The sequence below is a fragment of the Geodermatophilus sp. CPCC 206100 genome (assembly GCF_048569675.1).
Taxonomy (GTDB): Bacteria; Actinomycetota; Actinomycetes; order Mycobacteriales; family Geodermatophilaceae; genus Geodermatophilus.
In genome coordinates this window covers 133,745-156,553 of record NZ_JAQISV010000008.1, presented here as the reverse complement: position 1 = coordinate 156,553, position 22,809 = coordinate 133,745, and the positions used below count along the sequence as shown (strand labels likewise).

Here is a 22,809-nt window from a genome sequence, read left to right as displayed (position 1 = left end):
CCACCTCGCCTCCCCCGTGCGACTCGGTCCCCACGGAGAGGAGACGCCGCCACCGCGACGGATGTGACAGCGGTGCGGGACCGCGGCGCGACCGGGCCGGTCACATCCGCCCGACGGCCACCGTCCTCCAGTCGACCGTTCGTGCGGAGGAGGGCACCGATGGATCGTTCCCGCGCCACGTCGACCTGGCGTCCCGAGGGACCGCGCGCCTCGAGCGCAGGGGGCCGGCCCGCTGCCGGCAGCGGACGGGCCGAGCGGTGAGTGCCGCCGCGGTCGCGGTCGTCGTCGTCACCGCGCTGGTCAACGCCGCGGTGGCCGTCGGCGATCTGGTGCGTGCGCAGTTCGTGCTGGCCACCGCCGCCGATGTCCGCGTGCCGACCTCGTGGCTACCCGCCCTGGGAGCGGCGAAGATGGCGGGCGCCGCAGGACTGGTCCTCGGGCTGCTGGGGGTGCGGCTCATCGGCATCGCCGCCGCGGTCGGGCTCACGCTGTTCTTCGTCTGCGCGATCGGCCGCCACGTGCAGACCGGCGTCCTGCGCAGCACCCCGTTCCCGGGGGCCTTCCTCCTGCTGGCCGTGGCCTCCCTGCTGGTCCTCGTCGACAGCTGACGACCGCCGCCGCGGGGCGGCGCGGCGAGAGTCGGACTCCCACCCCGAGCCCGGTTGACGGCGCACGCCCGCGCGGCCAGAGTATGACGTGCGACACTAGTTCGGACGCGGACGAACGACGGCTCGTCCAGGCTGGCGGGCACGGGGCGACATCGTCCGGGCGGCTCGTCACCGGGGGTGCCCGTCCCGATCCGCGGCCCGTGGTGCGCGTCGAGTCCAACGGCGAAAGGACACTCCCACGTGACGACCCTCTCCAGGGCGGACAGCCTGCGCGCGGTCAGCCACCCGGTCTACAGCGACCGGAAGCTGCGGCTGGGCACGTTCTCGACCAACGTCAGTGGCGGCTGCACCATGACCACCATCGACGGCGTGCTGACCGCGGACTGGGACAGCACCAGGACCCTCGGCCTCCTGGCCGACGAGATGGACTTCGAGGCCATCGTGCCGGTGGGCCGCTGGCGGGGCTTCGGCGGCCAGACGGACTTCAACGGCTCCGGCTTCGAGTCCTTCACCTGGGCGGCGGGCATCGGCGCGGTGACGTCACGCTCGGGTGTGTTCGCGACCTCGCACGTCCCGACCATCCACCCGGTCATGGCGGCGAAGCAGGCCGCCACGATCGACCACATCACCTCGGGACGCTTCGCGCTCAACGTCGTGACCGGCTGGAACACCCCCGAGATCGAGATGTTCGGGGCGCCGCTGCTCGACCACGACCTGCGCTACGAGGTCGCCGTCGAGTGGCTGGACATCATCAAGCGGCTCTGGACCGAGGACGAGCCGTTCAGCCTCGAGGGTCGCTTCTTCACGGTGAAGGACGCCAGCCTCTCCCCGCACCCGGTGCAGCGGCCGCACCCCGTCGTCATGAACGCCGGGGGGTCCCCGGCCGGCATGCACTTCGGGGCCAAGCACTGCGACGTCACCTTCATCACGCCCGGAGGCATCACCGAGCCCGCGGCCATGGCCGAGAAGGTCGCCCACTTCAAGCGCCTGGCCCGGGAGGAGTACGGCCGCGAGCTGCTCGTCTGGACCATCGCCTACATCGTCCAGGGCGAGACGGAGAAGGCGGCGAACGACTACTACGACCTCTACGTGAACCAGAAGGGGGACTGGGAGGCGGTCTCCAACCTGGTCGCCACGCTGGGGATGAACTCCGGGTCGCACCCCCCGGAGACGATCGAGGCGACCAAGCGGCACTTCGTCGCCGGATGGGGCGGCTACCCCCTCATCGGGACCAAGGAGATGGTGGTCGACCAGCTCGCGGCGCTCGCCGGGACGGGGCTGGACGGCGTGCTGCTGTCGTGGCCCCGCTACATCCAGGACATGCAGACCTTCCAGAAGGAGACCCACCCCTTGCTCGTGGAAGCCGGGCTGCGATGAGCGCCCTCTCCGAGACCGACAACTGGGCCCGCGTCGAGGAGCTGCTGGCCCAGGACTGGCGGCTGCTCGTCGACGGCGAGCTGGTCCCCGCCACGGGCGGGCGGACCTACGAGGTCACCAGCCCGGTGAACGGGCAGCGGATCGCGTCGGTGCCCGACGCCGACGCCGCCCAGGTCGAGGCCGCGGTGCGGGCGGCCGCGGCGGCCTTCCCGGAGTGGCGGGCGACCGACCCGATGGACCGGGCCAGCCTCGTCCTCCGGATGGCGGACGTGGTCGAGGCCCACATCGAGGACCTGGCGCTGCTCGACGCGGTGGACGGCGGGGCGCCGATGGCGGTCATGGCCGGCGACGTCCAGCTGGCCGCGGCGTACTGCCGCTACTTCGCCGGCCTGGCGCTGGAGATGAAGGGCTACTCGCTGCCCTCGACCAGCGGAGCGCACTTCACCGTGCGCCAGCCCTACGGCGTGGTCGCCCGGATCATCCCGTTCAACCACCCGATCCTGTTCGCGGTCAAGACGCTGGCCACCCCGCTGATCGCGGGCAACTGCGTCGTCCTCAAGCCGGCCGAGGTGACCCCGCTGTCGGCGCTGCACCTGGCGCGGCTGCTCCAGGACGTCTTCCCGCCGGGCGTGGTGCAGATCGTGCTGGGCAACGGCCCCGAGGTGCCCCGCGCGCTCGTGCGGAGCCCGCTGGTCCACCGCATCGGGTTCACGGGCAGCGTGCCGACCGGGCAGCACATCCTCCGCGACGCCGCCGACAGCGGGGTCAAGGAGGTCAGCCTCGAGCTCGGCGGGAAGAACGCCCTGGTGGCCTATCCCGACGCCGACCCCGAGGAGGTGGCCGCCGGCGCGGTCCAGGGGATGAACTTCACCTGGTCGGGCCAGTCCTGCGGGTCGACCTCGCGGCTGGTCGTGCACGAGTCGATCGCCGACCAGGTCGTGGCGGGGATCCAGCGGATCCTCGACAAGCGCACCATCGGGTCCCCGCTCGACCCGACGATCGACCAGGGGCCGCTGGTGAGCGAGCAGCACTACCGGCGGGTCCTCGGGCACATCGCGACCGCGGTGGACGAGGGGGCGGTCGTGGTCACCGGGGGAGGCCGCCCCGAGCACCTCGACCGGGGGTACTACGTGGCACCCACCGTCCTCGACGGGATCGGCCCGGAGTCCACCGTGGCCCAGCAGGAGATCTTCGGCCCGGTCCTGTCGGTGATCCGGTGGACCGACCAGGACGACCCGGTGGCCATCGCGAACTCCGTTCCCTACGGGCTGACCGCCAGCGTCTACACCAACGACGTGCGCCGGGCCCACCGGGTGGCACAGGCCCTGGACGCGGGCTACGTGTGGGTCAACGAGACCTCGAAGCACTACATGGGCATGCCCTTCGGTGGCTTCAAGTCCTCCGGGCTGGGCCGGGAGGAGTCGATCGAGGAGCTGCTCAGCTACACCCAGACGAAGTCGATCAACATCGTCCTGTGACCTCTGAGGGAGCCGGCGGCGCAGGTCCGCCGCCGGCTCCCTCGGCGGGCGGACCGCGCACGGAGAGGGCGGGGATGACCTCCATCCTGGGCATCGGCGGGGGACCCGAGGCCGGGGGGCGGACCAGCACCGCGGTGGCGGCCGTCCTCGCCGGCGCCGAGCGGCAGGGGGCGAGGACCCACCTGCTCGAGCTCAGCGGAACGGACCTGCCGGAGGTCCTCCGCGCCGTCGACGCGGCGGACGCCGTGGTGGTCGGCAGCCCGGTCTACCGGGCCACCTACAGCGCTCTCCTCAAGGGGGTGCTCGAACGGCTGGAACGGGGTCTGTGGGGTGAGACCACCGCGCCCCTGCAGGGGAAGGCCGCGGCGGTCGTCCTCACCGGCGCCGACGGACACCACTTCCTGGCCGTCGACGACCTGCGCGACGTGCTGGCCGGCTTCTTCGCCGTCCAGGTGCTCTCACCCGGGCTGTACCTGGACCACACGGCCTACGTCGACCGGCGGACGCTGACGGCAGGGGCTGCTGCGCTCGCCGCAGCGCACGGAGCCGCCCTGGCGGACCTGACCGCCGCGGTCCGTGCGTCCGGAGCCCTGGCCGCCCTGAGGCCGCAGGTCTGAGCGGGACGACCTGCGGTGAGTCGTCGCGACACCGCAGCGTCAGCGAGCTCGGCTCCTCACCCGTCGTGCCGGCGGCGCACCATCTCGGCGATCCAGACGGGGGCGAACGGCGACGTGCAGTTGGGGGGAGTCGGGTGGTCCTCGAGCACCCGCAGGCGCTCCCCGATGTCGATGGCACGGGCGCGGTGCCCGGCGTGCTCGATCCCGATCTGCGCCAGGCAGTGGTTCATCGCCCACTGCAGGCGGTCCGGGGCGTCCCGCATCTCCGCCTCGATGGTGTCGAGCAGCCCGGCGAGGTCGAGGCCCGCCGGCTTCTTCGCCACCCGTTCGGTGGTCAGCGCCCAGCCGGCACTGGCGACGACCGGATCCGGGTCGGCGGCCCAGGCCACGCGCAGCGCCTCGGCGTGCGGGCTCTTCTTCACCACGTAGTTGACGAGCCAGTCGTGCACCTTCGGCGTGCGCGCCTGGCGCAGCATGGCGTCCAACTCGTCGCGCTCGAACGCCCGCGGACGGCAGATCAGGGTCGCCAGCAGCCTCGCCGCGCTGTCGCCGGTCGCCCAGAGCCGACGGGCGAGGTCCTGCTGGGTCTTCAGCCGCTTGGCCAGCGCGCGCAGCTCGCCGAGGTTCACGCCGTGGTCGTCACCGTGTCTCTCGTTGACCCCACGGGTCTTCGCGTCCTCGAGCGCGGCGAGCTCGGCCATCACCTCGGCCACCGTCGCCGGGGCCACCGTCGTCTGGGTCACCGGGGTCTCCTGTCCGGAACGGGCGGGATCGAGCTCGAGACGGTACAGCCGCGGTCGGACCTCACGCCTCCCTCTCGGGCGGCGCCCCCGACGCCTGCGGGTCCGTGCGCTCGAGACGCTGACGGATCGCCGCGACGTTGAGCGCGAGGTCCTCGAGCGCCTCGACGGCGCGGGTCGCGAGCGCGAACGTGAGGTTCTCGCGCTGCCGCTGGGCGCTGGGCTCGCGGCTGCCGGCCTCGGCGCGCTCGCGCGGACGGCGGGTCGCCTCCGCCCACGGCTCGCTCGCGCTCCGCTGGTCGCCGAACAGCTCGCGCAGCATGCGCTGGGCCATCTCGAGGAACTCGCCCGGGTCGGGCCGGTCGCTCGCCATCGGTTGCCTCCACCTCGTCGGGGACGTCGCCCGCACCTGCGGAGGTCCGGCGACGACGCGACCAACGTACGGCCAACGGACCGCCCTCAGCAGGAGTCCTGCGGAGGTGCGCGTCCTCGGGCGGGTGCGATGAGCTCCGACGGCCGGGGGAGTCTGGGTCGTGTGACGACCACTCAGACCGACCTGTGGGCGCTGGTCCACGCCGAACGCGGCGCGCTGGCCGCCGACCTCGCCGGCCTCGACGAGGACCGCTGGGCCACGCCGTCGCTGTGCAGCGGGCTCACCGTCCGGGAGGTGCTCGCCCACCTGACCGCGGCCGCCAGCCTGAACGGCCTGCGGTGGCTGGCCGGGGTGGTGCGGTGCCGGTTCGACTTCGACCGGCAGGTCGCGATGCGGCTGGCGGAGCACCTGGGCACGTCCGGCGCGGACACCCTCGCCCGCTTCCGGCGCGTCGTCGGCAGCACCACCGCACCGCCGCTGCCGCGGATCGCCCTGCTCGGCGAGGTGGTCGTGCACGGGGCCGACATCCGCCGGCCGCTCGGCCTGACCCGCGACCTCCCTCCGGACACGGTCACCCGCGTCGCGGAGTACTACAGCCGCACCGACCAGGTCGTCGTCGCGAAGGGGCGGATCGGCGGCCTCCGCCTGGCCGCCACGGACGGGCCGTTCAGCACCGGCGCCGGGGCGCTCGTCAGCGGGCCCACGCTCGCGTTGGTCATGGCCATGACCGGCCGGGCCGCGTTCCTCGAGGAGCTCACCGGGGACGGCGTCGAGGTCCTGCGCACGCGCTGCTGACCCCGGGCGGCGTTCACCCGTCGGAGCGGTCCCGCCGGACGACGGGCCGGCGTCCCTTGATGGTGGCCTGGCGCAGGGCGGCGATCACCTGGTCGGCCGCGGGCTCGGGGACCTCCACGACGGAGAACCGCTGCGCGATCTCGATGGCCCCGATCTCCCGGCCGCGCAGTCCGGCCTCCCCGGTGATGGCGCCCACCAGGTCGCCGGGCCGGATGCCCGCCTCGCGGCCGAGCCCCACGAACAGCCGGGTGGCCCGGCCGCCGGCGGCACCGCGGCCCCGGTCGTCGGTCCGCCCCCGCCGGTCGTCGCGTCCGCCGCCGGGCCGCCGGGGATCGGGCCGGTCCGGCCGCAGCGGCACGTCGGGGATGTCCTCGTCGTCGGCGGACACGCCGCCGGCCTCGTGGGCCAGCTTGACCGCGGCGAGGGCGACCTCCATGACGTCGAACTCGTCGGTGAGCGTCTCGACGACGGCCCGGAAGGGCTCCAGGTCGTCCTCCAGCAGGCTCTCGCGCAGGGCGGCGCGGGTGAGCTCCAGCCGCCGGGCGCGCAGGTCCGCGACGGTGGGCAGCTTCTCCACGCGGATCGGGGCACCCGCCGTCCGCTCGATCGTCTTGAGCATCCGGTGCCCGCGCGGCTCGACCAGCGTGATGGCCACACCCTCTCGCCCGGCCCGGCCCACCCGGCCGATGCGGTGGACGTAGGTCTCCGGCGCCGAGGGGACGTCGTAGTTCACGACGTGCGTGAGCTGGTCGATGTCCAGCCCGCGCGCGGCGACGTCGGTCGCTACGAGGAGGTCGGCGGTCCCCGCGCGCAACCGGCCCATCACGCGGTCGCGCTGCTCCTGGCTCATCCCGCCGTGCAGCGCCTCGGCCCGGTAGCCGCGGCCGTTGAGGGTCTCGGTGAGCTGGTCGACCTCGTCCCGCGTCCGGCAGAAGACGAGGGCGGCGCTGGGTGCCTCCACGTCGAGGACCCGCCCCAGTGCGGCCGGCTTGCTGGCGCGGGGGACGACGTAGGCGGTCTGGCGGACCCGCGGTGCCTCTCCGGCGGCCGGCCGCTCCCGGGCGACCTGGATGTGCACCGGGTCGCGCAGGTACCGGCGGGCGAGGGTGTCCAGGCGCCGCGGCATGGTGGCCGAGAACAGCACGGTCTGCCGGCTCTCCGGCGTCTCGTCCAGGATGGCCTCGAGGTCCTCGGCGAACCCCATGTCCAGCATCTCGTCGGCCTCGTCCAGGACCACGGTGGTCACCGCCCCGAGCCGCAGCGTCGAGCGCTGGACGTGGTCCAGCGCCCGCCCCGGCGTGGCGACGACCACGTCGACGCCGTCGTCGAGGGCGCGCAGCTGCCGGCCGATCGGCTGCCCGCCGTAGACGGGCACGACGCGCGCCCCCAGTTCCCGGCCGTAGCGGTACAGGGCCTCGGAGACCTGGATGGCCAGCTCGCGGGTCGGGACCAGGACCAGGGCGGCCGGCTCCGGACCCCTGCGGCCGGCCGGCAGCCGCTCCAGCAGGGGCAGCGCGTAGGCCGCGGTCTTGCCGGTACCGGTGGCGGCCTGCCCCTGCAGGTCGCGGCCCTCGATCAGCGGGGGGATCGCCTCGCGCTGGATCGGCGTGGGCTCCTCGTACCCGAGGCCGGTGAGCGCGGTCAGCAGCTCGGGACGCAACCGCAGGTCGGCGAAGGTGCTCCCGTCCCCGTCGTCCCGGCCCGCACCGGGCGCCGCCTCCGTCGTGAGGGAGTCGGCTGCCCCTGCGTTCCGCTGCCCTGCCTCGCTGCTCACCGCGTCGCTCCTCGATCCTCGGCGTCCGACGACGGGCCGACGATGGCTGACGGACGCAGGGCAGCCCTACCCCCCGGGATCTGGGCCGGAACCGCTGCGGCCACGCTGGTGGGGGCGGGCACCGGCTGCCATCGTTCGTCATCTCCGTCCCGATGACGGCCACGCCGACCCTCCAGGAGATCCGCCATGTCGCAGGACCGCGCCCTCCGTCGAGCCACCGCTGCCCGGGCCGGTGCGGAGGCGGGGGACCCCCCGGCCGAGGGAGCACCGGTGAGCAGCGTCGCGACCGCCGGCAGCAGCGCCGTCGTCGGCAGTGCCGCCACCGCGCGCAGCACGGCGGTGGTCGGCAGCGCCGCGGTCACGCGCAGCACGGCGGTGGTCGGCAGCGCCGCGGTCACGCACAGCGCGGCGGTGGTCGGCAGCGCCGGCAGCGCCGCGTCCGTAGGCGTCGTCGGCAGCGCGGGCGTCACCGGCAGCGCCGGGGTGATCGGCAGCGCGGGCGTCGCCCTCAGCGCCGGCGTCGTCGGCAGCGCCGGGGTCCTCGCCGGGTTCGCCAACGTCGGCTGCACCGCGTGCGTCGCCTGCATCGGCTGCGTGGACTGCGTCGGGTGCGTGGGCTGTGTCGGCTGCGTCGGCCTGCGCGGCGCCGTGGGTGCCGTGGGCGTGCGCCGGCGATAGCCCACGGCGCAGGAGGGTCGAGCTCCGGGCGGCGTTGGCGGTCCAAGGCTTGGGCCACCACGTCCTACGCTGGGGAGGTGACGACCGACCGGGTGCCCCCGTCGCCCCTCGACTCCCCGGACGTGCTGGCCCTGGAGCGGCAGGTGTGCTTCGCGCTGTCGGTGGCCGCCCGCAACGTGGTCGCCGTCTACCGGCCGGTGCTGGAGCCGCTCGGGCTCACCCATCCGCAGTACCTGGTGATGCTGGCGCTGTGGCAGCACGGTCCGCTGTCGGTCAAGGAGCTCTCCGGCCTGCTGCAGCTGGACCCCGGCACGCTGTCCCCGCTGCTCAAGCGACTGGAGGCCGCCGGCCTGCTGCGCCGGGAGCGGAACCCGCAGGACCAGCGCAACCTCGCACTGGCGCTCACGGACAAGGGCCGGGCGCTGCGCGCGGAGGCCGAGAAGATCCCGCCCGGCATCGTGGCGCGGCTCGGCATGCCCGTCGAGGAGCTGGTGGCGCTGCAGGGCGCGCTCACCCGGGTGATCGCCGCCTCGCAGCACGCCCTGGCAGCCCCTCCCTCGGAGAACGCGGACGAGCGGCAGGCGACCGTCGCCTGACGGCCGGCAGTCGCGCCGGCGTTGTTACCCTGCTGACAGTTGGTGCCCCAACCTTTTGTCCACCTGGCATCGGGGGGACCATGAGAGTGTGAACCTCATCGACCAGGAGAGTGCGGTCATGGCAGTCCCCGCAGAGCGCGACGAGCCGGCGCAGCCGGTCATCCGGCCGGCTCCGCACCGGTGGATCTGGTACGCCTTCGGTGGCTCGTTGCCCCAGCGCCACTGGGGGTGGGTGCTGCACGACACGACCACGCCGACCTGGTGGGTGCGCCACATCGCCCGCATGCTGGTCCAGCTCGCCGTGCCGATCATCCTGATCATGGTGCTGCTGCCGGCGCCGTGGGGGCTGCGCGCCGCGTGCGCCGGCGGCGGGCTCGCCCTCGCGCTGTTCTACTCCGTGGCCTACATGCCCGAGAGCACCGAGAACCGGGTCGTGAAGGCGGGCTACCCGGTCGGCACCGCCACCGCGCACCGCGAGCGCGCCGGACTGCGGCGCCAGCAGAAGGAGAGCGAGCGCAAGCGGACCGCCGCCGCCCAGCGCGCCGCCCGCTACCGGGAGCGCCAGGGGCACTGACCGCACCGGCCCGGACACGCGGAGGCCCTCCCCGACCCGATCAGGCGCCCGCGTCCCTACGGTGGGTCCCGCCGCGGGAGCACCTCCGCGGTCCGGTCTCGTCGAAGGGGAGGCATGGCAGGCCCGCTGCTCACGACGAAGCTCCACGTGCCGCGCCGGCGACGCGGCGTGGTCCCGCGCCCGCGCCTGAGCCGGGTGCTCGACCGCGGCGGCGAGGGCGCGCTGACCCTGGTGTCGGCTCCGGCCGGCTTCGGCAAGACGACGCTGCTGACGGAGTGGCTGGCCACGGACGGACGCGCGGCGGCGTGGGTCGGCCTCGACTCGCGGGACAACGACCCGGTCGTCTTCTGGACGTACCTCGTCGAGGCGCTGCGCACGGCGGTGCCGGACGTCGGTGCGACCGCGCGGGCCCTGCTGCAGGCGTCGCACCCGTCGATGGACGAGGTCCTTCCCGCCCTGGTCAACGACCTGGACGCCGTGCCGGACGACGTGACCCTGGTGCTCGACGACTACCACGTCGTCGAGGCGCACGCCGTCCACGACGGGCTGGTCTTCCTGCTCGACCACCTGCCTCCCCGGATCCACCTGGTCATCGCGACCCGCGCGGACCCGCCGCTGCCGTTGGCGCGGCTGCGGGCCCGCGGCGAGCTCGTCGAGGTCCGCGCCGCCGCCCTCCGCTTCACGGCCGAGGAGGCCGCGGCCTACCTCGGGGAGGCGATGGGCCTCGCGCTGACGGCACAGGACGTCGCCACGCTGGAGAACCGCACCGAGGGGTGGATCGCCGCGCTGCAGCTGGCGGCGCTGTCGATGCAGGGCCGGGACGACGTCGCGGCCTTCATCGCGGGCTTCGCCGGCGACGACCGGTACATCGTCGACTACCTGGCCGAGGAGGTCCTGCAGCGGCAGCCCGACGACGTCCGGGACTTCCTGCTGCAGACGTCCGTCCTGACCCGGCTGACCGGCTCGCTGTGCGACGACGTCGTCGACCGGGACGGCGGAACGGCGATGCTCGAGGCCCTCGAGCGCGCGAACCTCTTCGTGGTGCCCCTCGACGACCGCCGACACTGGTACCGCTACCACCACCTGTTCGCCGACGTGCTGCACGCGCGGCTGCTGGCCGAGCGGCCCGACCGGGTCCTCGAGCTGCACCGGCGGGCGAGCGGCTGGCACGCCCGGCACGGCGAGCCGTCCGAGGCGATCCGCCACGCGCTGGCCGGCGGGGACGCCGAGCGGGCCGCGGACCTGGTGGAGCTCGCGATGCCGGCGGCGCGGCGCAACCGCGAGGAGACCACGCTGCGGCACTGGTTCCGGCAGCTCCCCGAGGAGGTGCTCCGGGACCGGCCGCTGCTCCGCGCGGGGTACGCGGGCGCCATCCTCGTCCACGGCGAGCTGGACGGCGTGGAGGAGCACCTCCGCGAGGCCGAGCGCTGGCTGGACGCCGCCCAGTCCGGGACCGCGCCGTCGCCTCCCGGCGCCCCGGTGGACGACGCCGTCGTCCGGGCCGTGCGGAGCCAGGTCGCGGTCTACCGCGCCGCGCAGGCCCGGATGACCGGCGACCTGGCCGGTGCGATGACCCACGCCCGGCGCGTGCTCGACCTGGTCGGCGAGGACGAGCACCTCCTGCGCGGCGCGGCGTCCGGACTGCTGGGGCTCGGCCACTGGACCGGCGGAGACCTCCGGACCGCGTACGGTCGGTGGTCCGACGCGCGCGCTCAGCTGGAGCGCGCCGGGCACCACTCCGACACCCTCGGCGTCGCCCTCGCGCTCGCCGACATCCGGATCGCCCAGGGCCGGCTCCGCGACGCGATGGCCACCTACCAGCAGGGTCTGGCCACCGCGACGGCGCACGGCGCGTCCGTGCTGCGGGGCACGGCCGACATGCACGTGGGGCTGAGCGAGGTGTTCCTCGAGCGCAACGACCTCGAGCTCGCGCGGCAGCACCTGGCGGCCGCCGCGGAGCTCGGCGAGCACGCTGGGCTGCCGCAGAACCGGCACCGCAGCCGGGTCGCGCTGGCCCGGGTGAGCCAGGCGGACGGCGACCTCGCCGGTGCGGTCGAGCTGCTCGACGAGGCGGAGCGCCGCTACGTGAGCGACATGTTCCCCGACGTGCGGCCGATCGCGGCGGTGCGCGCGCGGGTCTGGATCGCCCAGGGCCGGGTCGCCGAGGCGCTCGACTGGGCGCGCGGGCGCGGGCTGTCCGTCGACGACGACCCGTGCTACCTGAGCGAGTTCGAGCACGTCACGCTGGTCCGGGCGCTCCTGGCGTCGCAGGGGACGCCGGCCGACCGGGCGGCCGACCTCCTGGCCCGCCTGCTGCGCGCGGCGGAGGACGGCGAGCGGACCGGGACCGTCATCGAGCTGCTGGTGCTGCAGGCCCGCGCGCGGCAGGCGAGCGGCGACGTCCCCGGAGCGCTGGCCTCGCTGGAGCGGGCGCTGACGCTCGCGGAGCCCGAGGGCCACGTGCGGACCGTCGTCGACGAGGGACCGCCGATGGCACCCCTGCTGCGCGTCCTCGCCCGGCAGGGGAGCGCTCCCGCCTACGCCGGCCGGCTGCTGGCCGCGGTCGTCGGCACCGGGGACGGCGCGCCGGCGCGGCAGGGCCTGATCGAGCCGCTGAGCGTCCGCGAGCTCGAGGTCCTCCGCCTGCTCGGCACGGACCTGGACGGCCCCGGCATCGCCCGCGAGCTGGTGGTGTCGCTCAACACCGTGCGGACCCACACCAAGAACATCTACGCGAAGCTCGGCGTGACCAACCGCCGCGCGGCCGTCCGCCGGGCGGCCGACCTGGCTCTGGGATCGCGCGCGCCCCAGCGCTGACCGACCAGGATCACCACCTCGATCACCACACCTGGTGATCCGCGCTCACCACGTCGGCTCCTAGCTTTCGGTCACCGACGAGAGCGAGCACCCGATGACCGCACCCCCCGCCGACCGTCCGACCGGTCCTCCGCGGTACGAGATCCGGCTGGCGGGCCACCTCGGCTCCCGCTGGGCTGCCTGGTTCGACGGGCTCAGCCTCACCAACGACAGCGACGGCACCACCGCCCTCCGCGGGCCGGTGGTCGACCAGGCCGCGCTGCACGGCGTGCTGCAGAAGGTGCGGGACACCGGACTCGCACTCATCTCGGTCACCCTGCTCGGCCCCGGGCAGGCGCACCGCTCCACTCCCCACCCCGCCGGCCCCTGGAGGGACGCGACATGAGCACCACCGTGCACACCCCCGAAGCGATCCGACCCTCGATCGACCCGATGCGCCGGACCTCCCTGGCCGCCGGCATCCTCTACGTGGTCACGTTCGTCTCGATGCCCACGCTCATGGTCTTCCGGCCGGTGCGGGACGGCTCCGGCTTCGTCCTGGGCGCCGGCAGCGACACCGGCGTGCTGTGGGGCGCCTTCTCCGAGGTCGTCGTCGCCCTGGCCGGCATCGGCACGGCCGTGGTGCTGTTCCGGGTGGCGAGGCGGCAGAGCGAGACGGCGGCCCTCGGCTTCGTCACGGCCCGGGTGCTGGAAGCGGCGCTCATCCTCGTCGGCGTCGTCAGCATGCTGACGCTGGTCACCCTGCGCAACGACGTCGCCGGAGCCGACGGCACGGACCCGGCCGCGCTGGTCACCGCCGGGCACACCCTCGTCGCCACCTACGACTGGGCGTTCCTGCTCAGCCAGAGCCTGATGCCGGTCTTCAACGCGCTGTGCCTGGGCACCGTGCTGTACCGCTCCGGCCTGGTGCCGCGCATCCTGCCCACCATCGGGCTGATCGGCGCCCCGCTGCTGCTGGCCTCCGACGTCGCGATCTTCTTCGGGCTCTACGACCGGATGGCCCCGGTCGCCGCGGTCGCCGCGCTGCCCATCGCGGCGTGGGAGATCTCGCTCGGCGTCTACCTGATCGTCAAGGGCTTCCGGCCCGCGGCCGTCGCCGCGCTGCCGCCCGTGCGATGAGGACCCCGGAGGGGCGTGGCCCCGCGGCTGCCGGGAATCCCGGCGGCCCCGCGGCTGCCGGGAAATCCCGGTGCGGCGGGCCGCGTCCCTCCCGGACCATGGGCGGACCGATCCGATCAGGAGGTCCCCGTCATGGCGGCGCTGCCGCGCGCCCTGGCGCCGTTGCGGCGCCGGCACTACCGGTTGCTGGCGGCGTCGATGGCGCTGTCGCTCCTGGCCGCCGGGCTGTGGGCCGTCGCCGTCGTCTGGCAGGTCGTCGCCCTCGGCGGCGGCCCGGCCGCCCTGTCCCTGGTCACCGGCCTGACCGCCGGCGGGATGCTCGCCAGCACCCTGCTCGGTGGGGTGCTCGCCGACCGGGTCCCGCAGCGGCACGTGCTGCTGGCGGTGGCGCTCGTCCAGGCCGGTGCGGTCGCGGTGGTCGCCGTCCTCTCGCTGCTGGGCGTGCTGGCCCTGTGGCAGCTGGCGGTGGCGGCCCTCGCGGTGGGCCTGGCGACGGGGCTGTACTACCCCGCCTACTCGGCGCAGCTGCCCGCCCTCGTGTCGCCGGGTGACCTGCTGGCGGCGAACGGGCTGGAGGGCGCCGTCCGCCCGGTCCTGCAGAACGCGGCCGGTCCCGCCGCCGCCGGGTTCGTCGTCGCGGCGCTGTCCCCGGGCGCGGCCCTGGTCGCGACCGCGGCCGCCTCGCTGCTCTCGGCCGCCTACGTCCTCGCCCTGCCGGTCACCCCGGTCCGGCGCGGGACGGCGGCCGGCGGCGGCGCTCCCGTCGGGGTGCTGACCGACCTGCGCGAGGGCTTCTCCTACATGGCCCGCACGCCCTGGCTGCTGGCGACGCTGCTGTTCGCGTCGTTGATGGTGCTGGCCTTCCTGGGTCCGCTGGAGGTGCTGGTCCCCTTCGCCATCCGGGACGCCGAGGGTGGGCCGACGCAGCACGCGTACGTGCTGGCCGCCTTCGGGATCGGCGGGGCGGTGGGTTCGCTCGTCGTCGCGTCCCTGCGGCTGCCGCGCCGGTACCTGACGGTGATGCTGCTGCTGTGGGGGCTGGGCTGTGTGCCGATGGTGGTGTTCGGCCTGACCACGGACCTCTGGCTCATGGTCGCCGCGGGCGCCTTGATCGGTGCCACCTTCGAGGCCGGCACCGTCATCTGGGGCACGCTCCTGCAGCGGCGCGTGCCCCCGGCACTGCTGGGGCGGGTGTCCAGCCTCGACTTCTTCGTCTCGCTGAGCCTCATGCCGCTGTCCATGGCGCTGGCCGGCCCGGTGAGCGGGCTGATCGGGCCGGTCGCGACGTTCCTCGTGGCCGGTCTCGCGCCACCGGTCCTGGCCGTCGTGGCGATCCTGGCGGCGCGGCTGCCGGCCGACGAGGTCACGCACCCGCTGGACCGCGTCCCCCCGGACGCCGTGCCGGACGAGGAGGTGCCGGAGTGGGAGGTCCTCGACCCGGCGTGAGCCGCTACGACCGCATCGGCCGGAGCTACGCCGACACCCGCCGGGCCGACCCGCGCATCGCCGCCGCGATCCACCGCCCGCTGGCGGGCATGGTCAGCGTCGTCGACGTCGGGGCCGGCACCGGTTCGTACGAGCCGGCGGCGACGATCGCCGCGGTGGAGCCCAGCGCGGTCATGATCGCCCAGCGGCCGCCCGGGGCTGCCCCGGTGGTGCAGTCCGTCGCGGAGGCGATCCCCCTGCGCGACGGTGCGGCCGACGCCGCGATGGCAGTGCTCACGCTGCACCACTGGCGCGACGTGGACGCCGGCCTGGCCGAGCTGCGGCGCATCGCCCGTCGCCGCGTCGTCGTCCTCACCTCCGACGTGGAGGTCGCGAAGCGCTACTGGCTGGTCCGCGAGTACCTGCCGCGGCTGGCGGAGGTCGAGGTCGACGCCGCCCTCGCGCTCGACCACGTCGTGGCGGAGCTCGGTGCGAGCTCGGTGACCCCGGTCCCCGTGCCGCACGACTGCACCGACGGCTTCGCCGCCGCGTACTGGCGACGCCCGGCCGCCTACCTCGACCCGCGGGTCCGGGCCGGCGCGTCGGTGCTGGCCTCGGCCGGCGCGGACGAGCTGCACGCCGGGCTGGAGGAGCTGGCCCGCGACCTGCGCAGCGGCGCGTGGCAGCGCCGGCACGCCGACCTGCTCGACCGGGCCGAGCTCGACGCCGGCTACCGGCTGGTCGTCACCGACCTGCCCTGAGCGGGGGCGGCCGTTCCCGGCCGGGACGGCGGCGCGGACCCGGGAACGCGCACGGGGGCCGCGGCGCGAGGTGCGCCGCGGCCCCCGCGGGTCAGCCGATCAGGTCAGATCGCGCGGACGTTCTCCGCCTGCGGGCCCTTCTGGCCCTGCGTGACGTCGAACTCGACGCGCTGCGCCTCGTCCAGCGAGCGGTAGCCGTTGCCGCTGATCGCCGAGAAGTGGCAGAAGACGTCGGGGCCGCCGCCGTCCTGCTCGATGAAGCCGAAGCCCTTCTCCGCGTTGAACCACTTCACAGTGCCCTGAGCCATGTCGTTCTCATTCCGTGCTGGGGGTGTCAGGAGCGACAGGCGCCGGTCCCGGGTCGCCGCACCGACCGGCAGGACCGAGAGGAACGTCAGGCAGAGACGACTGCGGACGTTCGGGAACGAAGCAGAGGCACGACAGCGACCGACAGCAACAGTACGGGACGTCCCCGGATCAGGGACGTGACCCTCGTCCCCGGCAGCCCAGTCCAGGATGTGCGTCCACGGAGGAGGCTCGGCGGATGGACATCACCACCGTCAACGACCGGCACCTCTACCTGGGGCAGGTCGTGGTCCAGGACCCCGCGGACCCGTCCCGTCCGATCGTGCTGCGGCGCAGGATCGTCCGGTTCGGTCCCGCCGGCTGGCTCACCGTGACGGCAGCAGCGACCGAGGACGCCGAGATCGAGCTGTACCCGGCCGGCCGCGTCCTGGCGGTGACCGATCTCCGTGAGGTGGGAGAACCCGGCCACCGGCCGGGCGGAAACGGCTGATCGGACCCTCAGAGCCCGGCGGTCACCAGCGCAGGGGGTTGGTCAGCCGGGACTGCGCGGTGCGGCAGACCCGGCAGTTGCCCCAGGTGACGATGGCCAGCGGCGTCGTCGGGGCGCCGCACTCGGGGCAGTCGACGGACTCCTCCGAGCGGGCGCGGGCCTCGGTGATCTCGCGGGACCGTTCCTCGTGGATCTTCTCGTCGCCCCGGCAGGGGCACCCGAGGTGTGCTTCAGCGCAGCGTCCGCGGTGTGTGGTGATGGTGCCCCCTCATGTCTCTCGTGGACGCTACCCGCTGGACGCGCTCCCGGGTGGGACGCGGTCGTCCCGCAGCGCTCCCGGGGACGGGCGGTCCGCGGCGGACCGACGGCTACTCGCGGACGACCCACACCTCGGCCGGGCCCTCGGCGGTGTCGCGCACCTGCACGGGCTCGAAGCGCTGGTAGACGCCGAAGTACCGGGGCCCGTCGTAGACGAGCACCGAGGACGCCAGCAACTCGGCGGGCACGTCGTCGATCTCGCCATGACGTGGGCCGCCCCAGTGGAAGACCAGTGGCACGGACCGACCGTAGTGGAGGGCGCCGGGGCGGCGGTCGGCCCGGGTCCCGCACCGGCCCGGGCGCATGGTCCCCGGGCGCCGCCACCGGTGCGTTCGTGCGGCCGGTCGGCGTCCTCGGCCCGCACCGCCGGGAGCGTCAGTCCCCGGCGAGGGGGTGCCACTCACCCAGCCACGGCCGGCGGCTGTGCTCCAGCCGGAGCCGGCCCGGCCCGGCCTCGATGAGCTCGCCGAAGACCGTCGCGAACACCAGGCCGTCCTGCTCGTGCCGGACCACCAGCGCGCCCGGGTCGTCCCGCGGCGGCTCCGCCTGCACCAGCTGCCGCCAGCCGTCCGGGTGGCCGGCCGCGGTGAACAGTGGCAGGAACCGGTCGGCCTTGCGGTCCTCCGGGCCGCCGGAGGTGACCATCCAGGTGCCCTCCGGGTGCTCCGTCGTCCGCAGCTGCCCGCCGTCGAAGTCCCAGGTGGTCAGCCGGTCCGGCGCGGCCAGGACGAGCAGGAAGCTCGCCATGCCGTCGAGGTCGACCGCCGAGAGCCAGTCCGCGCCGCGCTCCGCGCCGAGCAGCGGCAGCACGCCCCGGCTCGGCGCGCCCGGGTCGGCGGCCCGCTTCTGCGGGCGGTTGAGCACGAGGGCCGTGACCCCGGTGTCGACGCGGGTGGCGCACCACGTCCCGCCCGCGAGCCGGTCCCGGCCGCCGACGACGTCGGGGTGCTCCGGCCACCACCGCCCGGGGTCGTCGAACTCCCGGCTGGTCAGCTCGTCCCGCAGGGCGAGGATCCGCACCGGTGCGCCGGAGGCCCACCGCACGACCACCGTGCACATGCCGCCGATCGTCCCAGCCGGGACGTCAGGGCCGCCGGACGGCTCGCACCATCGACCGGGTGAGCAGGCCGGCCGCGGCCACCGCGGCGGCCGCGATCGCGGATCGGAGCAGTCGGGGCCCGGGGCTCATGGCAGCCATCCTGGCCCGGTGGACCGCGCGGCGGGACGGCGGCCGCGACGTCAGGCGGATGCCTCCCCCGGGACGGTGGGCGGCTGGCGCCGGGGCCCCGCCTCGTCGGGCCGCGGGCGGTCCTGGCGGTGCAGCCGGATGGCGACCAGCGCGACGTCGTCCTCGGGCGTGCCCTCCACCAGCCGGTCGATGAGCTGGTCGCACAGGTCGTCGAGCGGACGGTCGGCCAGCTCCCCGGCGGCGGCCCGCAGCCGGCTCATGCCGTCGTCGAGGTCCCGGTCGCGGCGCTCGATGAGGCCGTCGGTGTAGAGCAGGACGGTGGCGCCGCGGTCCAGGGTGACCACGGACTCGGTCCGGCGGGTGCGGTGGTCGACACCCAGCATGAGCTCGCCCTGCCAGGAGCCGAGCTCGGCGACGGTGCCGTCCGGGTGGATGACCAGCGGCGGCGGGTGGCCGGCGTTGGCCCACCGCACGCGGGTGACCCCACGCTCCAGCTCGGCCTCGGTCTGCTCGAACCGGGCGATCGCCACGGTCGCGTAGGTGGGCAGCTGCAGCTGGGTGATCGCGAAGTCCAGCTGGGCGAGCAGCCGGGCCGGCCCGGCCTCGGTGGTGACGGCGATCCCGCGCAGCATGCTGCGCAGCTGGCCCATGGCGGCCGCGGCGGCGGTGTCGTGCCCGACCACGTCGCCGATCACCAGGCTCGTCGCCCCGTCCGGCTGCAGGAACGCGTCGTACCAGTCGCCGCCGACCCGCGCGGCCTCGACCGCGGGCAGGTAGCGGACCACGACGTGGGAGTGGTCGGGCTCCGGGGGCTCGCTGAGCATGCTGCGCTGCAGCTCCTCGGCCAGGCGGCGCTGCTGGTCGTAGAGGCGGGCGTTGTCGAGGGCCTGGCCGACCCGGTCGGCGACCTCGGTCGCGGTGGCCACGTCCGCGGCGGGGACGACGCGGTGCCGGTCGTGGCCCAGGACCAGGACGCCCAGGCCAGTCGCGCGTCCGCGCAGCGGCAGCACGGTGAGCCTGCTCGGCGCGAGCAGGGACAGGAACCGCCGGGCGGGGCCGGTGGCCACCGCGTCCAGCCGGGGGCCGGTGAGCTCGGCCGCCGAGAGGGTGACCGGTTGCGCGGTGTGCAGCGCGCGCAGCACCGGCGCGGTCGCGGGGGAGGACTCCAGCGTGGCGCGGGCGTAGCCGCGGACCAGGGGGACCTGCGCCGGGTCGACGTGCCATCCGCCGGCGTCGTGCAGGCCGCCGTCCTCGGCGACCACGATGATCGTCGCCCAGCTGGCCAGCGCGGGGACGAGCAGGCGCGGGAGGCGCCCGGCCGCGGCCCGCGCGTCCAGCGTGCTCACCAGCACGTCGCCCACCCGGGCCAGCAGGGCCAGCCGCTCCTGGGCCTGCCGGCGGGCGGTGACCTCGGTGAAGTACAGCCACAGGCCGTGCCGCGTGGGGACGGCGCGCACCTCGAACCACTGGTTCAGCGGCTCCGGGTAGAAGCCCTCCACCGTCCGCGGCTCACCGGTGGTGACGGCCTCGCGGTAGGCCTGGCCGAACTCGTTGCGGGCGTTGGCCGGGAACGCCTCCCAGTACGACCGCCCCACGAGCTCGTCGCGGGCGTAGCCGACCATCGCCTCGCCCGCGGCGTTGACGAAGCGCACCACCCAGTCGGTGTCGAGCTCGATGAGCCCCACGGGCATCGACTCGAGGGTCTGCGCCCCCTCGTCGCCCTCCTCGTCGATCGGCCACCAGCGCGCCACAACACCCCTGCCTGTCGAGGCCCGCCGGTCGGCGGGCCGTTCGCGTGCTCGCGGGGTGCCAGCCGTCGAGACGGACCAGGCAGGTCTGTCGGTACCCGCGCCCACGGTGCCGTGGGCCCATGAGAGGCGAGCAGTCGCTCGCTCACTTGACGATATCTGCAAGTGACCGGCAGTCAACGGCCGGGGACGAGCTCGGTGCCGCCGGGCGTGTCGGCGCTCGCGCGGCGGTCAGCGAGCGGGGTCCGCGCCGAGCGCGGAGGCGTCCCCGATGAGGTCGGCCAGGAGCTCGTGCGTCGTCGTCAACTCGGTGACCAGCAGCTGCCGGGCGACGGCGAGCAGCTGCGACGTCCGGGGGTCGCGGAGGGAGTAGCGCACCGCCGAGCCGGCGCGGGAGGCGACGACGACCTGGGCGCGCCGGAGGACCGCCAGTTGCTGGGAGAGCTGCGCCATCTCGACCTCGAGCCGGTCCGCCAACTCGCCGACGGTCAGCTCGCCCTGCGTCAGCTGCTCGAGCACCAGCACCCGCAGGGGGTGACCCAGGGCCTTGAAGAGCTCGGCCTTCGCGACGGCGACCGGGACATGGCGGTAGGGCACCTCCGAACTCTACGAGCCCGGGGATCCGGCCGGTTCCGTACCGGGTCCGACACGGCGGGCCCGCCGGGGCCGGCCGGTCCTCCCGGCCGGCCCCAACGACCGGTCAGCGCAGGTCGAACCGGTCGAACTCCGCCGTCGTCGGCACGTCCGGAGTCTGGCCCCAACCCCTGGAACGGATCAGGAAGATGGATCGCCGTCCCGAGGGCGGGTGTCCCCGGGACCCGGGAGGATGCGGGCGTGTCGAGGAGCGCGTCCGAGTGACCCGGGAGCGGGCCGACCGCCGCTTCCCGCAGCGGGTCTACGGGACCGGGCAGGAGCCCGACCCGCGGTTCAGCCTGGCCAACGAGCGGACGTTCCTGGCCTGGATGCGGACGTCGATGGCCCTGCTCGCCGCCGGCGTGGCCGTCGAGGCGCTCGACCTGCCCATCGCCGGGGGCCTCCGGCTGGCCGGTGCCCTCGTCCTCGTCCTGCTCGGGCTGCTGGCCCCGGTGCAGGCGTGGTTCGGCTGGGTCGCCACCGAGCGCGCCCTGCGCGAGTCCCGGCCGCTGCCGGCGCCGTTCCTCGGGCTGCTGCTGGCCGCCGGCGCGACGGTGGCCGGCGTGCTCCTCGCCATCGGGCTGCTCGTGCGATGAGCCGGCCCGACAGCGGACTCCCGGCCGAGCGGACGGCGCTGGCCTGGCGCCGCACCGCGCTCGCGATGGCCGCCGCCGCGGTCGGCGCCGGGCGGCTGGCCGCGCCCGTCCTGGGGTCGGCGGCCCTCGTCGTCGCCGCCGCCGGCCTGCTGCAGGCGGCCCTCGTCGCCGGGACGGCGCGGCGGCGGTACCGGGGCGTCACCGCGTCGCTGGCCGACCGGGGCGACCTCACCGGCCTGCGCCGGGGCGGGCTGCCCATGGCGGGCCTGGCCTGTTCCGGTGTGCTGGTCGGGGTCCTGGTCCTGGCCGTGGTCCTGGGGGGCTGACAGCCCGGGCGGGCGGCCGCCGGTCGCGGCGGACGGTCGCGCGGCCGCCGGTCGCGGCCGCCGGTCAGCTCCCGGCGAGGACCGGCTCCACCCGGCCGGCGACCGCGAGCAGCACCCCGTCGTCCCCGGGCAGCGCCTCCAGGGAGACGCCGATCGGCAGCCCGGTGGCGGTCGCCCCCGCCGGCAGGGAGATCGACGGCATCCCGCCGGTCGAGCCCGGTCCGGTGTTGCGGATCGTGGTCAGGAAGACCGGTACCTGCCGCCCGTTGAGCTCGGTGGTGTCGTCGTCCCCGACCGGTGGCGCCGGCAGCGGCACGGTGGGGTAGACGAGGGCGTCCAGCCGCGGGCCGTCCTCCGGCGCCAGGGCGGCGGCGTAGGAGGCACGCAGCCGCTCGCGGACGGCGAGGTTCTCCCGGTAGACCTCCTCGGTGACCGAGCCCCCGGCGGCCAACTCCAGCGCGCCGCGGACGTCGGGGGAGGCGACCTGCGCCAGGACGTCGGCGAGGGTGAGCCGGCGTTCCGGTCCGGGCAGCGTGGCGAGGTAGGCGGGCAGCTCGCGGGCGATCTCGAAGAACACGATCGGGAAGCCGCACATCGCGTCGAGCTCGTGGGCGTCGGCGACGCGGACCTCGACCAGCTCCGCGCCGGCGTCGGCGAGCCGGTCCAGGGCCCGCTGCGCGGTCGCCGCGACGTCGGGGTGCAGGTCGTCGTAGTAGCCGGTCCGCGGGACGCCGAGCCGCAGCGGCCGGTCCCCGAGGTGGGCGGCCGGCTCCCCGGTGACGAGCTCGTCGACCAGGGCGGCGTCGGCGACGCTGGTCGCCAGGACGCCCGCGGTGTCGCGGGTGCTGGAGATCGGGACCGTGGCGCCGGTGCCCCACCGGCCGACCGTGGGCCGGAGGCCGACCAGGCCGCAGTGCGCCGCGGGCACGCGGACCGAGCCGCCGGTGTCGGTGCCGAGGGCGACGGGGACGACGCCGGTGGCGACGGCGACCGCGGAGCCCCCCGACGACCCGCCGGCCGAGCGGCTCGGGTCGTGCGGGTTCCGGACCGGGCCGAAGGCGGCGTTGTTGCTGGTGATCCCGAGCGCCAGCTCGTGCAGGTTCGTCTTGCCGATCACCGCGGCCCCCGCGGCGCGCAGGCGGGCCACCGCGTGCTGGTCGCGGCCGGGCCGCGAGCCGCGCAGTGCCGGGGTGCCCCCGGTGGTGGGCAGGTCGAGGGTGTCGAGGTTGTCCTTGACCGCGAGCGGCACCCCGGCCAGCGGGCCGGCGCCGCCCTCGGCGCGGTCGGTGAGAGCGGTGAACGCGCCGAGGTCGGCGATCTCGCGGGCCCGCGCGAGGGCCGCGTCGACGACCTCCGCGGCGGAGGAGGCGGCGATGCGCTGCCGGACGGCGTCGATCCCGGTGGTCATGTCCTCACCTCTCGCCGAGCGGCGGAGTCTCCCGCACGGCGGCACCGACCGGCAAGGCCCGGC

Annotated in this window: 25 protein-coding genes; 16 read left to right on the top strand and 9 right to left on the bottom strand. The window is 75.3% G+C overall.

What is annotated here, in order from left to right:
* Positions 1 to 257 precede the first annotated feature (257 nt).
* The 4 genes from PGN05_RS04880 (at position 258) to PGN05_RS04865 (ending at position 4,080) form a co-directional block, all read left to right on the top strand.
* Entirely contained in the window at positions 258 to 608 is a 351-nt protein-coding gene (locus PGN05_RS04880; protein WP_419751400.1) for a DoxX family protein, read from the top strand.
* A 240-nt stretch (positions 609 to 848) separates the two neighbouring features.
* Positions 849 to 1,985, top strand: a complete 1,137-nt coding sequence (locus PGN05_RS04875; RefSeq protein ID WP_419751399.1) for an LLM class flavin-dependent oxidoreductase — start codon at positions 849 to 851, stop codon at positions 1,983 to 1,985.
* On the top strand, positions 1,982 to 3,463 hold the full coding sequence (locus PGN05_RS04870) for an aldehyde dehydrogenase family protein (RefSeq protein WP_419751398.1): 1,482 nt from the start codon (positions 1,982 to 1,984) through the stop codon (positions 3,461 to 3,463). Before PGN05_RS04875 ends, PGN05_RS04870 begins: the two co-directional genes overlap by 4 nt.
* A 74-nt stretch (positions 3,464 to 3,537) precedes the next feature.
* Positions 3,538 to 4,080, top strand: coding sequence for an NAD(P)H-dependent oxidoreductase (locus PGN05_RS04865; RefSeq protein WP_419751397.1), 543 nt, complete (start codon positions 3,538 to 3,540; stop codon positions 4,078 to 4,080).
* A 56-nt stretch (positions 4,081 to 4,136) separates the two neighbouring features.
* Here the strand turns inward: PGN05_RS04865 and PGN05_RS04860 are convergent, their stop codons facing one another.
* Complete coding sequence (locus tag PGN05_RS04860) at positions 4,137 to 4,823, bottom strand: DNA alkylation repair protein (RefSeq protein ID WP_419751396.1); 687 nt, start codon at positions 4,821 to 4,823, stop codon at positions 4,137 to 4,139.
* Between the two features lie 61 nt (positions 4,824 to 4,884).
* On the bottom strand, positions 4,885 to 5,193 hold the full coding sequence (locus PGN05_RS04855) for a hypothetical protein (RefSeq protein WP_419751395.1): 309 nt from the start codon (positions 5,191 to 5,193) through the stop codon (positions 4,885 to 4,887).
* Positions 5,194 to 5,355: 162 nt separating this feature from the next.
* On the opposite strand from PGN05_RS04855, the gene PGN05_RS04850 reads away from it, so the two are divergent.
* A complete protein-coding gene (locus PGN05_RS04850) occupies positions 5,356 to 5,988 on the top strand; it encodes a maleylpyruvate isomerase family mycothiol-dependent enzyme (protein WP_419751394.1) in 633 nt (210 codons plus the stop codon).
* Between the two features lie 13 nt (positions 5,989 to 6,001).
* On the opposite strand, the gene PGN05_RS04845 is transcribed toward PGN05_RS04850, so the two are convergent.
* Positions 6,002 to 7,762 carry a DEAD/DEAH box helicase gene (locus tag PGN05_RS04845; protein ID WP_419751393.1) on the bottom strand — a complete coding sequence of 587 codons (1,761 nt, stop codon included), beginning with the start codon at positions 7,760 to 7,762 and terminating at the stop codon, positions 6,002 to 6,004.
* A 270-nt stretch (positions 7,763 to 8,032) separates the two neighbouring features.
* Here PGN05_RS04845 and PGN05_RS04840 point away from each other — a divergent pair, with 270 nt between their 5' ends.
* From PGN05_RS04840 to PGN05_RS04805, 8 genes are all read left to right on the top strand, one after another.
* On the top strand, positions 8,033 to 8,440 hold the full coding sequence (locus PGN05_RS04840) for a hypothetical protein (RefSeq protein WP_419751392.1): 408 nt from the start codon (positions 8,033 to 8,035) through the stop codon (positions 8,438 to 8,440).
* Positions 8,441 to 8,517: 77 nt separating this feature from the next.
* A complete protein-coding gene (locus PGN05_RS04835) occupies positions 8,518 to 9,036 on the top strand; it encodes a MarR family winged helix-turn-helix transcriptional regulator (protein WP_419751391.1) in 519 nt (172 codons plus the stop codon).
* A 118-nt stretch (positions 9,037 to 9,154) separates the two neighbouring features.
* Positions 9,155 to 9,610, top strand: coding sequence for a DUF5313 family protein (locus PGN05_RS04830; protein WP_419751390.1), 456 nt, complete (start codon positions 9,155 to 9,157; stop codon positions 9,608 to 9,610).
* Between the two features lie 114 nt (positions 9,611 to 9,724).
* Positions 9,725 to 12,427, top strand: a complete 2,703-nt coding sequence (locus PGN05_RS04825) for a LuxR C-terminal-related transcriptional regulator (protein WP_419751389.1) — start codon at positions 9,725 to 9,727, stop codon at positions 12,425 to 12,427.
* Between the two features lie 94 nt (positions 12,428 to 12,521).
* Entirely contained in the window at positions 12,522 to 12,812 is a 291-nt protein-coding gene (locus PGN05_RS04820) for a hypothetical protein (RefSeq protein ID WP_419751388.1), read from the top strand.
* Positions 12,809 to 13,546, top strand: coding sequence for a DUF4386 domain-containing protein (locus tag PGN05_RS04815; RefSeq protein ID WP_419751387.1), 738 nt, complete (start codon positions 12,809 to 12,811; stop codon positions 13,544 to 13,546). Before PGN05_RS04820 ends, PGN05_RS04815 begins: the two co-directional genes overlap by 4 nt.
* 132 nt (positions 13,547 to 13,678) lie before the next feature.
* A complete protein-coding gene (locus PGN05_RS04810) occupies positions 13,679 to 14,992 on the top strand; it encodes an MFS transporter (RefSeq protein WP_419751386.1) in 1,314 nt (437 codons plus the stop codon).
* Positions 14,989 to 15,732 (top strand): class I SAM-dependent methyltransferase, encoded by a 744-nt coding sequence (locus PGN05_RS04805; protein WP_419751385.1) that lies wholly within the window; start codon positions 14,989 to 14,991, stop codon positions 15,730 to 15,732. The genes PGN05_RS04810 and PGN05_RS04805 overlap by 4 nt, the downstream gene beginning before the upstream one ends.
* Before the next feature lie 104 nt (positions 15,733 to 15,836).
* Here the strand turns inward: PGN05_RS04805 and PGN05_RS04800 are convergent, their stop codons facing one another.
* Positions 15,837 to 16,040 (bottom strand): cold-shock protein, encoded by a 204-nt coding sequence (locus tag PGN05_RS04800; protein ID WP_419751384.1) that lies wholly within the window; start codon positions 16,038 to 16,040, stop codon positions 15,837 to 15,839.
* Positions 16,041 to 16,276: 236 nt separating this feature from the next.
* Here PGN05_RS04800 and PGN05_RS04795 point away from each other — a divergent pair, with 236 nt between their 5' ends.
* Positions 16,277 to 16,528 (top strand): hypothetical protein, encoded by a 252-nt coding sequence (locus tag PGN05_RS04795; RefSeq protein ID WP_419751383.1) that lies wholly within the window; start codon positions 16,277 to 16,279, stop codon positions 16,526 to 16,528.
* Positions 16,529 to 16,896: 368 nt separating this feature from the next.
* Here the strand turns inward: PGN05_RS04795 and PGN05_RS04790 are convergent, their stop codons facing one another.
* The 4 genes from PGN05_RS04790 to PGN05_RS04775 all read right to left on the bottom strand — a co-directional run bounded on the left by PGN05_RS04790 (position 16,897) and on the right by PGN05_RS04775 (position 20,380).
* Positions 16,897 to 17,085: a hypothetical protein gene (locus tag PGN05_RS04790; RefSeq protein ID WP_419751382.1), complete on the bottom strand. Its 189-nt coding sequence runs from the start codon at positions 17,083 to 17,085 to the stop codon at positions 16,897 to 16,899.
* A 136-nt stretch (positions 17,086 to 17,221) separates the two neighbouring features.
* The gene (locus PGN05_RS04785; protein ID WP_419751381.1) at positions 17,222 to 17,905 is read right to left on the bottom strand and encodes an NRDE family protein; all 684 of its coding nucleotides are present in this window, start codon (positions 17,903 to 17,905) and stop codon (positions 17,222 to 17,224) included.
* Between the two features lie 180 nt (positions 17,906 to 18,085).
* Positions 18,086 to 19,786 (bottom strand): SpoIIE family protein phosphatase, encoded by a 1,701-nt coding sequence (locus PGN05_RS04780; RefSeq protein ID WP_419751380.1) that lies wholly within the window; start codon positions 19,784 to 19,786, stop codon positions 18,086 to 18,088.
* 228 nt (positions 19,787 to 20,014) lie between these two features.
* Positions 20,015 to 20,380 carry an ArsR/SmtB family transcription factor gene (locus PGN05_RS04775; protein WP_419751379.1) on the bottom strand — a complete coding sequence of 122 codons (366 nt, stop codon included), beginning with the start codon at positions 20,378 to 20,380 and terminating at the stop codon, positions 20,015 to 20,017.
* Positions 20,381 to 20,637: 257 nt separating this feature from the next.
* On the opposite strand from PGN05_RS04775, the gene PGN05_RS04770 reads away from it, so the two are divergent.
* Together PGN05_RS04770 and PGN05_RS04765 are read left to right on the top strand one after the other, a co-directional pair.
* Entirely contained in the window at positions 20,638 to 21,012 is a 375-nt protein-coding gene (locus PGN05_RS04770) for a YidH family protein (RefSeq protein WP_419751378.1), read from the top strand.
* Complete coding sequence (locus tag PGN05_RS04765) at positions 21,009 to 21,338, top strand: DUF202 domain-containing protein (RefSeq protein ID WP_419751377.1); 330 nt, start codon at positions 21,009 to 21,011, stop codon at positions 21,336 to 21,338. The genes PGN05_RS04770 and PGN05_RS04765 overlap by 4 nt, the downstream gene beginning before the upstream one ends.
* Positions 21,339 to 21,402: 64 nt before the next feature.
* On the opposite strand, the gene PGN05_RS04760 is transcribed toward PGN05_RS04765, so the two are convergent.
* A complete protein-coding gene (locus PGN05_RS04760) occupies positions 21,403 to 22,746 on the bottom strand; it encodes an amidase family protein (RefSeq protein WP_419751376.1) in 1,344 nt (447 codons plus the stop codon).
* Between the last annotated feature and the right edge of the window lie 63 nt (positions 22,747 to 22,809).